The sequence below is a fragment of the Oceanobacillus sp. FSL W7-1304 genome (genome assembly GCF_037969805.1).
Lineage (GTDB): Bacteria > Bacillota > Bacilli > Bacillales > Amphibacillaceae > Oceanobacillus > Oceanobacillus profundus.
In genome coordinates, this window is sequence record NZ_CP150211.1 from 2,022,579 (window position 1) to 2,035,708 (window position 13,130).

The 13,130-nt window shown below is 38.4% G+C and carries 15 protein-coding genes; 6 read left to right on the forward strand and 9 right to left on the reverse strand.

Going from position 1 to position 13,130, the window contains the following annotated elements:
* Window positions 1-12: 12 nt before the first annotated feature.
* The 3 genes from thiD to NYE61_RS10255 form a co-directional block, all read right to left on the reverse strand.
* Window positions 13-846: a bifunctional hydroxymethylpyrimidine kinase/phosphomethylpyrimidine kinase gene (thiD, locus tag NYE61_RS10245; RefSeq protein ID WP_095311756.1), complete on the reverse strand. Its 834-nt coding sequence runs from the start codon at window positions 844-846 to the stop codon at window positions 13-15.
* A 68-nt stretch (window positions 847-914) separates the two neighbouring features.
* Window positions 915-1,400, reverse strand: coding sequence for a DUF456 domain-containing protein (locus NYE61_RS10250; RefSeq protein WP_303449104.1), 486 nt, complete (start codon window positions 1,398-1,400; stop codon window positions 915-917).
* A 24-nt stretch (window positions 1,401-1,424) separates the two neighbouring features.
* Entirely contained in the window at window positions 1,425-2,048 is a 624-nt protein-coding gene (locus NYE61_RS10255) for a glycerol-3-phosphate acyltransferase (protein ID WP_095311753.1), read from the reverse strand.
* Window positions 2,049-2,448: 400 nt separating this feature from the next.
* Here NYE61_RS10255 and NYE61_RS10260 point away from each other — a divergent pair, with 400 nt between their 5' ends.
* Window positions 2,449-3,021: a M15 family metallopeptidase gene (locus tag NYE61_RS10260; RefSeq protein ID WP_095311751.1), complete on the forward strand. Its 573-nt coding sequence runs from the start codon at window positions 2,449-2,451 to the stop codon at window positions 3,019-3,021.
* Between the two features lie 192 nt (window positions 3,022-3,213).
* On the opposite strand, the gene NYE61_RS10265 is transcribed toward NYE61_RS10260, so the two are convergent.
* Window positions 3,214-4,173: a bile acid:sodium symporter family protein gene (locus tag NYE61_RS10265; RefSeq protein WP_251660372.1), complete on the reverse strand. Its 960-nt coding sequence runs from the start codon at window positions 4,171-4,173 to the stop codon at window positions 3,214-3,216.
* Window positions 4,160-5,554 carry an FAD-linked oxidase C-terminal domain-containing protein gene (locus NYE61_RS10270; protein ID WP_303449105.1) on the reverse strand — a complete coding sequence of 465 codons (1,395 nt, stop codon included), beginning with the start codon at window positions 5,552-5,554 and terminating at the stop codon, window positions 4,160-4,162. The genes NYE61_RS10265 and NYE61_RS10270 overlap by 14 nt, the downstream gene beginning before the upstream one ends.
* Window positions 5,555-5,737: 183 nt before the next feature.
* Here NYE61_RS10270 and NYE61_RS10275 point away from each other — a divergent pair, with 183 nt between their 5' ends.
* Window positions 5,738-6,454 (forward strand): FadR/GntR family transcriptional regulator, encoded by a 717-nt coding sequence (locus tag NYE61_RS10275; RefSeq protein WP_095311745.1) that lies wholly within the window; start codon window positions 5,738-5,740, stop codon window positions 6,452-6,454.
* Window positions 6,455-6,525: 71 nt separating this feature from the next.
* Here NYE61_RS10275 and ytzI read toward each other — a convergent pair whose 3' ends face one another.
* A complete protein-coding gene (gene ytzI / locus NYE61_RS10280; RefSeq protein ID WP_095311744.1) occupies window positions 6,526-6,684 on the reverse strand; it encodes a YtzI protein in 159 nt (52 codons plus the stop codon).
* A gap of 442 nt (window positions 6,685-7,126) precedes the next feature.
* Here ytzI and ehuB point away from each other — a divergent pair, with 442 nt between their 5' ends.
* The 4 genes from ehuB (at window position 7,127) to ehuA (ending at window position 10,464) form a co-directional block, all read left to right on the forward strand.
* Entirely contained in the window at window positions 7,127-8,005 is an 879-nt protein-coding gene (gene ehuB / locus NYE61_RS10285; protein WP_251660368.1) for an ectoine/hydroxyectoine ABC transporter substrate-binding protein EhuB, read from the forward strand.
* Window positions 8,006-8,314: 309 nt separating this feature from the next.
* Window positions 8,315-8,977, forward strand: coding sequence for an ectoine/hydroxyectoine ABC transporter permease subunit EhuC (ehuC, locus tag NYE61_RS10290; RefSeq protein WP_095311796.1), 663 nt, complete (start codon window positions 8,315-8,317; stop codon window positions 8,975-8,977).
* Window positions 8,974-9,666, forward strand: coding sequence for an ectoine/hydroxyectoine ABC transporter permease subunit EhuD (gene ehuD / locus NYE61_RS10295; protein ID WP_095311742.1), 693 nt, complete (start codon window positions 8,974-8,976; stop codon window positions 9,664-9,666). Before ehuC ends, ehuD begins: the two co-directional genes overlap by 4 nt.
* Before the next feature lie 27 nt (window positions 9,667-9,693).
* Window positions 9,694-10,464 (forward strand): ectoine/hydroxyectoine ABC transporter ATP-binding protein EhuA, encoded by a 771-nt coding sequence (gene ehuA / locus NYE61_RS10300; RefSeq protein WP_251660366.1) that lies wholly within the window; start codon window positions 9,694-9,696, stop codon window positions 10,462-10,464.
* 292 nt (window positions 10,465-10,756) lie between these two features.
* On the opposite strand, the gene murB is transcribed toward ehuA, so the two are convergent.
* The 3 genes from murB to NYE61_RS10315 form a co-directional block, all read right to left on the reverse strand.
* Window positions 10,757-11,680: a UDP-N-acetylmuramate dehydrogenase gene (gene murB / locus NYE61_RS10305; RefSeq protein WP_118889756.1), complete on the reverse strand. Its 924-nt coding sequence runs from the start codon at window positions 11,678-11,680 to the stop codon at window positions 10,757-10,759.
* A gap of 192 nt (window positions 11,681-11,872) precedes the next feature.
* The gene (locus NYE61_RS10310; RefSeq protein ID WP_339317420.1) at window positions 11,873-12,742 is read right to left on the reverse strand and encodes an alpha/beta fold hydrolase; all 870 of its coding nucleotides are present in this window, start codon (window positions 12,740-12,742) and stop codon (window positions 11,873-11,875) included.
* Window positions 12,691-13,080 carry a YbaN family protein gene (locus NYE61_RS10315; protein WP_095311734.1) on the reverse strand — a complete coding sequence of 130 codons (390 nt, stop codon included), beginning with the start codon at window positions 13,078-13,080 and terminating at the stop codon, window positions 12,691-12,693. Before NYE61_RS10315 ends, NYE61_RS10310 begins: the two co-directional genes overlap by 52 nt.
* Window positions 13,081-13,130 lie beyond the last annotated feature (50 nt).

Consider the following 13,130-nt stretch of genomic DNA (forward strand, 5'->3'; position numbering starts at 1 on the left):
TTATTCCCCTTTTCATGTTAATGTTTCGATTTTAATTGGGTGTGCTTCTCCAAATTTACGCGATGCAGCATGAAAAGTTGGCCCTACAATATCTGTATAGGAAAAACCATGCTCTATCGCTGTTGTAACAAAGCTTTTTGCCAAACCAACTGCTTCTGCTACGGCTTGTCCTTTTGTTAAATTCGCTGTAATCGCTGCGGAATACGTGCATCCTGCTCCGCTTGTATTTACCGTATCAATTCGTGGTGCTGTAAAGGTCGTTAATGCAGTTCCATTAAACAGCACATCAACTGCTGGCCCTTCCAGTCTTCCACCCTTTACGAGGACACTTTTTGCCCCTAGCTTGTGTAAGTCAATTGCAGCTTGCTTTAAATCCTCAACTGTATTTAATTCTCTTCCACCTAAAAGAATGGAAGCCTCGGGCACATTCGGTGTGATAATCGTTGCCATCGGTATTAATTGATGAACCAATTCCTCAATCGCGTCGTCTTTTAATAATTTGGAGTTCATTTTCCCAATCATAACCGGGTCCACAACGACTGTCTGAATTTCTTCTTTTCGAATCAGCCGTGCAACAACCTCGATTACCTCTTTTGAAAATAACATTCCAGTTTTAACGCCATCTGCACCAACCTGGTTTATCGCTGTCGAAAACTGCGCTTCAATCGCTTCAACGGATTGGAGATGGACATTTTTATTCGTTTCCGGGTGACGCCCAACTATCGCTGTTATAATGCTCATTCCATATACGTCTAATTCTTCAAATGTTTTTAAATCGGCCTGAATCCCAGCACTACCTCCTGCTGCAGAACCGGCAATTGTCATTACTCTTACTGGATAGTTCATAATTCTTCATTGCTCCTAACTACGATAATAAAAAATCCGGCACAAAAAAGTTTTACTATATTTTCTGCTTAAAACAACACTAAAATAAAAAACCAAATAATCATAACAATTTGAATGACAACTTTCGCAACTGATCCCCCTAAAAATCCGAGAAGTGAACCAATGGATGCACGGAACGCTTCTTTTACTGTTCGCCTTTGCACCATTTCAATAAGAAATACTGTAATAAAAGGAACGTAAATAATCCCGAATGGCGGTGTAATAAATGACCCAACAATTACTGCGATTGCGGCACCGCGTTCTCCAGATTTACTGCCACCGAATTTTTTTACAAAATAACTATTTGCAATGATATCCGCTACAATTAGTAGCACGGTAAAGACAATCATAACAATCCAGAAAATCAAATTCAGCTCTTCACTATTCAACACAAAGTGATACAGTAAAAAACCACCCCATAGCACAAGTACAGATGGTACAATCGGAAAAATAATTCCTGCAAAGCTTAGGATAAATAAACCTGCAATAACAATCCAAATTAGAATGTCTAACATGATTTCCTCCATTTATTAATTCATTTAGGAGACATTTTTACGAATCATACTCGATAGCTTTGTCTCTTCTTTTCTCATAATACGTTTATAATTCTCCATATGTTTCATAATACTCAAGACAGAAAGTAAAATAACAATCCATGTTGGTTCGATTCCAAAAAACAGAAAGGTCGTGATCAGGAATGATAGATACATACAAAGAACACCAATTACGAGGTAGTCGGTTGCAAATGTAAAGATAAGTAATATTGCTATCCCGATAAGTGCTATTTTCCAATCAATTGCGATAAGTGCACCTACCAGTGAGGCAGTCCCTTTCCCACCACTGAACTTCATCGTAATTGGATAATTATGCCCAATAATCACAAAAAATACGGTCGTATAGATTAATAGATATTTCCAATCCCCTGTAATTCCATTCTCCGTTATGATGAATAGTACGAGTAAAATAGCTAATGTAGCTTTAAATATGTCGATAAGTGCTACCAGAATACCATATTTCCACCCTAATATTATGGTCGTATTTGAAGCACCAGCATTTTTCACACCACTGTTTTTGATGTCTACGTTTTTAATTTTCCCAACTAACTGAGACCCGTGAAGGCACCCAAACAAGTAGCCAATAATTCCGGCAATCAAAAAATACATATGCATTCCCCTTTCATTCCAGCTGAAGGATGTCACTTAATTTCACTAAAAATGTTATAAAAGCACCTTTATTATATCAAAATAATCTTTATAATCGCAGTTTTGTTTAAATCCTTTTGTTATTAGAATTCATGTTATTGGTTTGAGGGTTGAGTTATGATAAAGTGGAACTTCATCAGTGGAGGTTTTCCTTCTCCACGGAATAATGGCATCACACAAGAGATCTGCAGAACCTTGAACAGTATTTATGGATTGTTTAGGCTTTTTGATTCCCTCACATATAAAAGTGGAAGTATTACAGTCCCGTTAATACGTGTTAAAATAAACTATTCATTCTGCCTTACAGTGAGTACTGGCATTGTGTTAAAAATGCCGATACTCGAAAGGAAGTTTTATAAAAATGAAACGATGGAACGCAACAATTGTATCATGGATTATAATCATACTTTTTCTAGTTCTTCTATTTTATGTTTATAACGAGTGGAGTGGTGAGCATCGTTTATATATTGATGATGATGCGCCCCTTCCAGACGGATTACATCCAATCGTTGAGGAAAATCAGAATGAACTTATTGAAATCGCTGCATCCGTTGGGATTGATGTCATCATTACCCAAGGATTCCGTTCATTTGAGCAACAGGATTCTCTTTATGAACAAGGAAGAACAAAGCCTGGCGATATTATAACAAATGCACAAGGCGGGCAATCCTATCACAATTATGGGCTTGCAATTGATTATGCACTACGGAATCAAAATGGTGAAATTATCTGGGACATTCACTATGATGGGAATAACAATGGTCATTCCGATTGGTTTGAGGTTGCTGATATTGCAAAAGAGCTGGGGTTTGATTGGGGTGGTGATTGGAGTAATTTTAAAGATTACCCACACCTGCAAATGACGTTCGGGTTAAGTCTTAGCGAATTACAGAGAGGCTACCGACCTCCAGAAGACAATTTATCTGATGAGTAACCCGTAACCCGTCTGAATTACTATTATTATTTGGTATGGTTGTGATAATTGTTTGGTTTAGCCACACGGGAAAACGGTGAATTAAGAAAAATGGACAAAGGCGTCCATTTTTCCATTTATGATACCCTGCTAGTTACCCTAATCCTATCATTTGTTCATAGAAGAATATAGTAACAGAAGATTAAAAGCTTATTACATCACCTTTTTAATCTTCTCATCATTTTCTGGAATCGATTTATTTGCCCAGTAAGTTGCTAGGATTGGTCCAGAAATATTATGCCAGATTGCACCCCATACACTCGGAAGTGCCGCAAGAGGACTGAAGTGTGCTGTTGCAAGGGCAACACCCAAGCCTGAGTTCTGCATACCTATTTCAATGGAAATAGCTCTTCGTTCATTTTCTCCCAATCCCATCATTAAAGCAACTAAATAGCCTAGCAATAAACCAAAGCCATTATGGAGGAAAACAGCGATAAACACTAGGAACCCTGCTGCCACAACATTTCCAGCATTAGCCGCTGTAACCGCTGCCACAATAATCAAAATTGCAGCTACTGAAATAAGAGGAACAACCGTTACACCTTTTTCAACAGCAACAGGGAAAAATTTCTGTATCAAGAATCCTAGAATGATAGGAATAATGATAACCTGAATGATCGACATAAACATTGCAACTGGATCAACTGGTAACCATTGTCCAGCTAATAAATAGATAAGCAATGGCGTCATGATAGGTGCCATCATTGTTGAAAGAGAAGTCATCGCAACTGATAACGCAACATTTCCTCTTGCTAAATACACCATTACATTGGATGCCGTCCCACCTGGAACAGAGCCCAATAACACTAGCCCAGCTGCAAGCTCTGGAGGAAGCCTTAGTAAATAAGCAAGTGCAAAAGCAACAAGCGGCATGATCGTATACTGCGCACATATCCCAATGATTACTGGTATCGGTTTTGTAAATACTAATTTAAAATCTACAGGCTTTAATGTTAATCCCATCCCGAACATAACAACCCCAAGCAAAATCGTTATATAACCGCCGAAGATAAGAAAAGCTGGAGGATACAAGAATGCAACGACAGCAGCAAGAATAACTAAAACAGCAAAGTATTTTCCTGCTAACGCACTTATTTTTTCAATAAATTTCATTCAAGGTCTCCTCTTCTATTTCTACGATTTTATTGGGATTTAATAGGTTATTTGGATCTAATGCCTTTTTGATTTGCTTCATTATATCGAGGGCAGCTCCATGCTCTTGACGCTGATATGGCATCTTCCCAACTCCTACACCATGTTCACCCGTACAAGTTCCCCCACGCTCTAAGGCATACAGAACCACGTTTTTATTAAATTCATTTGCTCTTTTAATTTCTTCAGCATTTGCCATATCAATCATGATGAGACAATGAAAGTTACCATCACCTACATGTCCTAGGATACCACCTGGAACTCCTAGCTTATCCAGCTCTTTTCGAGCGTAGATGACGGAATTTGCTAATTCAGAAATCGGCACTGCTACATCGGTAAGCATCATTTTTTTGCCAGCATGACCATGAATATAGGCATACGCTAAGTTATGTCGTGCATCCCATAGATGATTACGCGCTGCATTATCGGTTTCAGAAGTAAAATTATCACAAGCGTGGTCCTGCATAATTTCTTTTGTAAATGCAACATCTGCATTTAGCCCAGCTTCATTACCATGGAATTCTAAAAAGAGGGTTGGTTTTACTGGATAATCTGTTTCACTGAACGTATTGATTTGTATAATCGAAGCTTCATCCACAAATTCGACCCTTGCAATTGGAATACCTGCTTGCAAAATTGATGTAACGGCTTGAATTGCTTGTGTAAGGCTAGGGAAGGTTGCGCGAGCTGCAACAACATGCTCTGGAATACCATATACTTGCAATGTTAATTCTGTAAAACATCCAAGTGTTCCCTCTGAACCAACAAACAGCCCGTTTAAATGATAACCAGATGCAGATTTTGCTGCTAAGCTGCCAGTTTGTATGACACTCCCATCAGCGAGAACAACTTCTAAGTTCCGCACCTGGTCACGCATAACTCCATATTTCACAGTAGTTGTTCCACTGGCGTTAGTTGCTGCCATACCACCTAGTGTTGCATTTGCACCAGGGTCCACAGTGAAAAATAAACCATATTTTTTAAGTTCTTTATTCAACTGTTCTCTTGTGACACCAGGCTGAACCGTTACAAGCAAGTCTTCTTGTTTGATTTCGATAATCTTATTCATGAAGGAAAAATCAACAACGATGCCTTTCTGATAAGGAATCACATGTCCTTCTAAGCTTGACCCAACTCCAAAGGGGGTTATTGGTGTCTTAAATTCCTGCGACACCTCCATAATATAACTCACATCCTCTGTTGTTTTTGGAAAAACCACAACATCAGGAAGACTTGTTTGATGATATGTTTCGTCCTTGCTGTGCAACTCTCTAACAGTTTCATTCGTTGAAATTTGTTCTTCTGCTAATTTTGCTTTTAATGCCTGGATAACTTTTTCCATTCCCCTGCTCCTTCCAGCTTTTAATTGGTAGCACCAATTTATTTTTTATCTAATTTGTGTTAATATTGGAACAACCAGTTTATTAAGTCTATTATAATGATTTCCAACATTAATTCAATGATATTTCAGAAAATAACTTTATATTTTTTAAACTTTAAGTGATTATTGGAAGGCGGGAGGATTGTGGTCTCGGATAAGCGAAAAACAGCAGAGATTGTTTTAGAGAAAATAGTAGGAAATTTTCTAAAGAATCATTTGGAAACAGGTGATAAGCTACCATCTGAACGTGAATTAGCAAGACTTTTTGGTGTCAGCAGAAACTCAGTTCGAGAAGCATTACAAATTTTAGCGTTAAAAGATATTATTGAAATCAAGCGAGGCGGCGGAAGTTATGTTAAGCAATCAGACGCACAATTAATCCTTGATGAGCTTTTCGAGAAAGTAGTGACAGCTGAAAATCACTTGATATTTGAGATGCTGGAAGTTCGCCGGGCATTAGAAATTGAGGCAGTCTCACTCGCAGCAAAGCGAGCCACGGGAGAGGATCTTAACAACATCCGTAAGGCTTTGGAACAGATGGCTGTTACCATTGATGAAACAGAAATTGGGGTGCAGGCAGATTTGCATTTTCATATGTATATCGTGGCTGCATCGCATAATTCTATTTTAATCCACCTCGCACAAACTCTAATTAAACAAATGGAAGAAACCATTCGTACGACAAGACAAAATCGCTTTAAAGATGCTGATCGATACGAAGAAACATTTAATGAACATAAAGAAATCTATCTTGCAATTGCATCAGGTGATGATATATTAGCCAAATCACTGATGGAAGAGCATATTACGAGAGTGAGAAAAGAGTTAAGTGAAAACTCCCTGCCGAAATTTATAGCCTAAAGGCTTCATATAGTCGTTTAATTTCCAGTAACGAAAAAAGGTCGCACATTTGTGCGACCCTTTTTCGTTGACTATTCATCCTGTTTTATCTGATCATTTTCTGTATCTTCAGGTTTTGGATCCACCGAATGCTTATATCCATAGCCTTTAGACAGCGTTACAAGTGAAAGCCATACGACAAGCACAACAACTACTACAGACACTACACCAACAACTACGTACGTTCCCACCTTATAAAACCTCTCTTTATTCCTTATTTCTATTCATTATGCTTTAATATTCCTTTAAATTACTTCTAGATTAACCCACTAACCTAACTAGTTCAATAGTTTCGTGCAAATAGGGTATAAAGCCATAGTATAGGTTTTTTTAATAATCCTTTCCGCTTTACTACATTTATGAAATCTTGGGCATTGAAGAGTATTTGGGCTTATTTCCAAGCATCTTTCTGTATTAGAGAGCCTACATAATATAAGCACGAAATATAACGGTTAATTATAAATAATCTAAATATACAGCATTTGAATGAAAATTAATAAATCTATAACATTATAAATATGAATGCGGAAAAAAACCCCTTTTTCATGTATACGGTGATATACATCTAGTCCTATATCACCAAGCAAAAAAACAATAATTGGGTTTTATATTAAACAGGGAGGTCTTTTCATTTTGAAAAAAACAGGCTTTATATTATTTTTTGCTTTCATGCTTATACTCTTAGCTGCATGTGGATCAGATGATACAGCTAACGGAAATGGAAGCAAGCTAGAACAATTACAAGAATCAGGAACAGTTACGATTGGCTTTGCCAACGAAGCTCCATATGCGTATGAAGAAAACGGAGAACTAAAAGGCGCAGCTGTTGCTATTGCAGAAACTGTTTTTGCAGAGCTTGGAATTGATACAGTTGAATCCCAGCTATCTGATTGGAGTCAATTAATTCCAGGACTTCAAGCCGGACAATTTGACGTTATTACAGCAGGAATGGCGATTCAGCCAGATCGATGTGAAAATGCAGCTTTTAGTGAACCGACAATGCAATATGGAGAAGGGTTAATTGTAGAAGCTGGTAATCCACTGGGCTTAGAAAGCTATAAAGATATTGCTGATAATCCAGATGCAACCGTTGTTGTAATGGAAGGTGCTACAGAAATTGGATTTTTACAAGAAGAAGGTGTAGATCCTAGTCAAATTGTTACCGCACCTGATATTCCTGCAACCTTCTCAGCCGTACAGTCTGGCCGGGCAGATGCTACAACCGGAACTGAGATGACAGTTAAAATGGCGCTTGAATCGGCAAATACAGATGCACTTGAATTTGTTGAATCCTTTGAGCAGCCAGATATTAAGGGCGTACCAAGCTATGGTGCAGAAGCATTTAACCTAAATGATGCGGATTTACGTGATGCATACAATGAAAAATTAGCAGAATTAAAGGAAGATGGTACAATTGCGGATCTGTTAGATGAAAATGGCTTTAGCAGCGAAAGTAATTTTGTGCCAGTAGATGAAGTGACAACAGAGGAAGTTTGTAACGGGGAAGTATAAACATATATTATATTATAATGTGATATTTCATTCAGTGGAAAGTTCCTTTCTTCCCCACTAGGTGCTAATGGAACAGAATCAGGAATTTATGGGATGTTTTATCCCTCAGCTTTATGCTTTTGCCTTTCTCATGTTTAATTTAATGATCGAGTCTTACAGCCGTTCATGCGTGATAAAGGATGACTCCATAGGGTCTGATTCCCTGGTCCCGGGGAAGCAGGCCCTTTGTATTTCCTAAGCAGGTTGCAAAAAATGTTTAATCTAGAATTCTATTCGGAACCAAAACCGAAACTTGAAGGAGTGATTATAATGAATGCGATCATAGAGATTTTCCCACAGCTTGCAAGAGGACTTCATGTAACAATCACCGTCCTTCTTGCTTCAGCTATTCTAGCATATTTAATGGCTTTTATTGCTGGGTTATGCCGTCTTTCCGGGAACATCATCATCCGCAAATTCACAGGATTTTATGTGGAAGTTTTTCGAGGTACTTCCTTAATTGTTCAGTTATTCTGGCTTTACTACGCCATCCCAATGCTATTTGGCATTCAGCTAGGTTCCAACTGGTGGACGGGTGTAATTGCAATTGGATTAAATTACGGTGCGTATCTTTCGGAGGTTGTTCGTGGATCGATTCTTTCTGTTGCACAAGGTCAATCTGAAGCAGCAACAGCTCTAAACATGTCACGCTTTCAACGCATGCGGCTTGTTATTTTCCCGCAAGCAGTCCGGATGATGCTTCCTGAATTCGGTAACTATACCATTCAAATGCTAAAAGGAACTTCATTAGTTTCCTTAATTGGGATGACGGACATTTTATATTACGGCGACATTCTCCGAAGCTCGAACTTGTCGCAAGCACCAATTGTTTACTTATTAGTTCTTGTATTCTACTTTATTCTTGCGCTTCCACTTATTTGGCTGACAAGAAAAGGTGAACATATCTCTAAGAAAGGAGTTGCTAACGGATGAATAATAACTGGAGCTGGGAAACATTTATGGACGCCCTCCCCTTTGTATTGCAAGGGCTATGGATTACAGTCAGCTTAACGATTACGTGTTATTTATTCGCACTCCTACTCGGTTTTGTATGGACATTTCTCAGAAAAGTGCCGAATAAATTTTTCAATTGGGTGGTTACTTGGGTCATGGAATTTATTCGTTCTACCCCCCCACTTGTTCAGCTATTCTTCCTTTTCTATGCATGGCCGATGATTCCAGGGATTGGCGTCACATTAAGTCCTTTTACAAGTGCTGTACTTGGTCTTGGCATACATTTCAGTACATACATCGGAGAAATCTATCGTTCCGGTATTGAAAGTATCGATAAGGGGCAATGGGAGGCATCCAAAGCGTTGAACTTTTCTACCATTGATAAGTGGAGGAAAATCATTTTACCGCAAGCGATACCACCAACAATTCCAATGCTCGGTAACTATTTCATTATTATGTTTAAAGAGGTTCCACTTGCTTCCACAATAACAGTTGCTGGTATAATGTTAATGGCAAATAGTTATGGCGCTCAAAACTGGTCGTATCTAGAACCACTAACTATTGTTGGAATTATATTTTTAGTACTGAGCTATCCATCTGCGGTACTGATTAAGAAATTAGAAGTTAAAATGAATGCACGTTTTGATAAAAATGCAGCGATTAAATAGTATGTACAGAAGAGGAGTAATGACTTTATGACTGAACCTATCGTGAGATTCCAAGATGTGCATAAATCCTTTGGTGATTTTGACGTTTTAAAAGGGATTAATTTAGATATAAAACCAGCTGAAAAAGTAGCTGTTATCGGGCCAAGTGGGTCTGGAAAAACAACAATCATACGCATGCTGATGACATTGGAGGAGCCATCCTCTGGTGATATTATTGTGGATGGTAAAAATCTGTGGAAGATGGAAAAGAAAGAGAAGATGGTAAAAGCGAATGAAAAGCATTTAAGAGAAGTTCGTGGAGATATCGGAATGGTATTCCAGCATTTCAACCTTTTCCCGCATATGACAATCTTAGAGAACTGCATGACAGCTCCGATTCATGTGAAAAAGGAAAATAAAGAAGAGGTTCGCGATCGCTCTGTTAAAATGCTTGAACGTGTGGGGCTTGGGGACAAATTGGATAGCTATCCAAATCAGCTTTCCGGCGGGCAAAAACAGCGTGTCGCTATGGCCCGTGCACTTGTCATGCGGCCGAAGATTATGTTATTTGATGAAGTAACATCAGCACTTGACCCAGAGCTGGTCGGCGAAGTGCTTGAGGTTATACGTGATCTTGCGAAACATGAGGATATGGCAATGGTGCTTGTTACACACGAAATGGACTTTGCTCTTGATATCGCAGATAAAGTGCTGTTTCTTGATGAAGGTGTTATTGCAGAGCAAGGAACGGCAAGCGAGGTTATCGAGCATTCTGAGAATGAAAGATTGCAAGGATTCTTGCGCCGGTTTAGAGGATAGATTAAAGGTATTACTCCGTTCGGTTGGGGTAATACCTTTTAAATTTGATTTGGATATTGTGAGTGCGTGGAGAGGCTGTTTTTTTGAGGTTGGTGTCATAGCAGTACGGGTAGGTGTTTTAATTTGGGTTTTGGTGTCATAGCTGTGCAGGTAGGTGCTTTAATTTGGGTTTTAGTGTCATAGCTGTGCAGGTAGGTGTTTTATTTCGGGTTTTGGTGTCATAGCTGTTCGGGCAGAGAGATTGTTCAAGACATAAGAGAAGCTGCAACCACCCGATGATTACAGCTTAGCTTTATTCTACTGGATCCTCACCAATTATTCTTACTTCCCGTTCTAGATTGACTTTAAATTTCTCTTTTACGGTTTTCTGTACATAATGGATCAGTTCAATATATTCTTTTGCTGTTGCATTCTCTTTATTAACAATGAAGCCCGCATGCTTGAGCGAGACTTGCGCACCGCCAATTTGCTTTCCTTGAAGGTCACTGTCTTGGATTAATTTTCCTGCAAAATGGCCTGGCGGACGTTTAAATACACTTCCACAGGATGGGTATTCTAATGGTTGCTTTGACTCACGTTTGTATGTTAAATCATCCATTACTTCCTTAATCGCTTTTGGATCACCGGCTTTTAAAGTAAAGGTTGCTTCCAAAACGATGTACCCATGTTCCGGTATATTACTTGTACGGTAATCTAAATCCAATTGCTCTGCAGTTAATGTGAGAAGCTCTCCTTCTCGGTTAACGACCAACGTACTTGTTAGTACATCCTTGATTTCACCGCCATACGCTCCGGCATTCATATATAATGCACCACCAACAGATCCAGGTATACCACACGCAAATTCCAAGCCAGTTAGCTCTTCTTTTAATGCCTCTCGTGAAACATCAATAATTCGCGCACCGCTTTGAGCGATCATCCTATTGCTATCTGTTTTTATCGCAGAAAGTTTTTGCAGATTCATGACGATGCCACGAATCCCACCATCTTTCACAATTAGATTGGAGCCATTTCCAAGCATCGTAAAAGCTATATTTTCTTGATTTGCTAACTTAATAATCTGCTGTACTTGTTCATATGTTTCCGGCGTTACATAAAAATCTGCCTGCCCACCTAAACGGGTATACGTATGATTTTTCAAGTGTTCGTTCACCATCACATTACGCTCAGATGTTAATGCTATTAGTTTTTCGTACAGATGATGATTCATTGCCACTCCTATCATTCCTTTAACAAGTTATCATTTTTTCGGGAAGGCTATTTAGAAAAAATTACATTCACCAAGCCTCCCATAGTGAATGCTATTACGTGGACGCAGATAGAAAGTTATTATTGTTCACTATCTGCTTAAAAAATCACCAATTAAATACATGGTGACTTTTCACAAACAATCTTTATCCATTGTAAGTTATTGTCCTTCATCTTGCCACAAAAATGAATAAATCATTTTATCTACTTCTATACTCTCGTGTAATGCACTATGGCCTAGTGTATGATCTTCAATTATAATTTCCTGTAATTGGTCACTTGGTACAGTCATTCGTAAAGCCTGCACACTTTCTGGGAGTGCAACAGCATCACCAGTACTCCCAATATTCAGTGCCTGAACACTTTCAGGAAATGAACTTTCTCGTAGCAGTTGAAATGCCAGCGAATCCGGCTTTAGATCCTCAGCTGCAGCATCTTTATGAATTTGGAAATATGCTTCACTATAAATGCCGTCAAACGGACTCCCAATGGAAACAAGCTTATTCACTTCTGGATAACCATTACCTGCATATTCCATTGTATATTTAAGCGCAAGTATTCCACCCATTGAGTGTCCTACAATATTTACAGAATCAACTTTGTATTTTTCCTTCATTTGCAATAGAACTGCTGATATCCACTCAGCACTATCAGCGAAACTTGCCCGATTATCTTCTAAAATAATTTGAATAAACGTAGGAGCATACCTTCCTTTGTTTAAATTGTAATCACGGATTCGTCCTTCTTTAGTAACGTAATAGATAAACCCTTTATTCCCCCACCCGTATTCATGCTCGAAACGATCAAGCATATAGCCGAAGGAATTCTTCGTCCCTTTATAACCATGAATAAACACGGTTGGATCACCAGTATAATGCTCAGACTTCGCCTTATTAGGCATCGAAATATACGTGATATACCCGACAATTAATACCAATACCATTGTTATTTTTACCTTATGTTTTTTAATAAAATACATTACCTCACCTGCATACTTTTCCTTAGTGTTTTCTGTTTCAGAATAAACCATGTAAAATAAGAACCAATTAGGAATAACAGAATTTTTACCATTACTAAAGGAATCACAAACGCAATCGTATACAGCATCGAAACCCATAATAGACTAACGCTAACAATCTTAGCTTTTAATGGTATCCCTTTTCCCTCACGATAATTCAATATATAAGAGCCGACATATTTATTCGTGATTAACCATTGATATAATTTATCAGAGCTCCGAACATAACAAGCAGCTGAAAGCAAAAGAAATGGTGTTGTCGGCAATAATGGCAGCATTATCCCCAACACACCAAGCACTAATGAAATAGTGCCTGCAATTATTAAAAACATTTTTTTAATAGATTTCATAAACAACCACCAGCTACATATGTTAATTGAACACCATTATTATACCATCT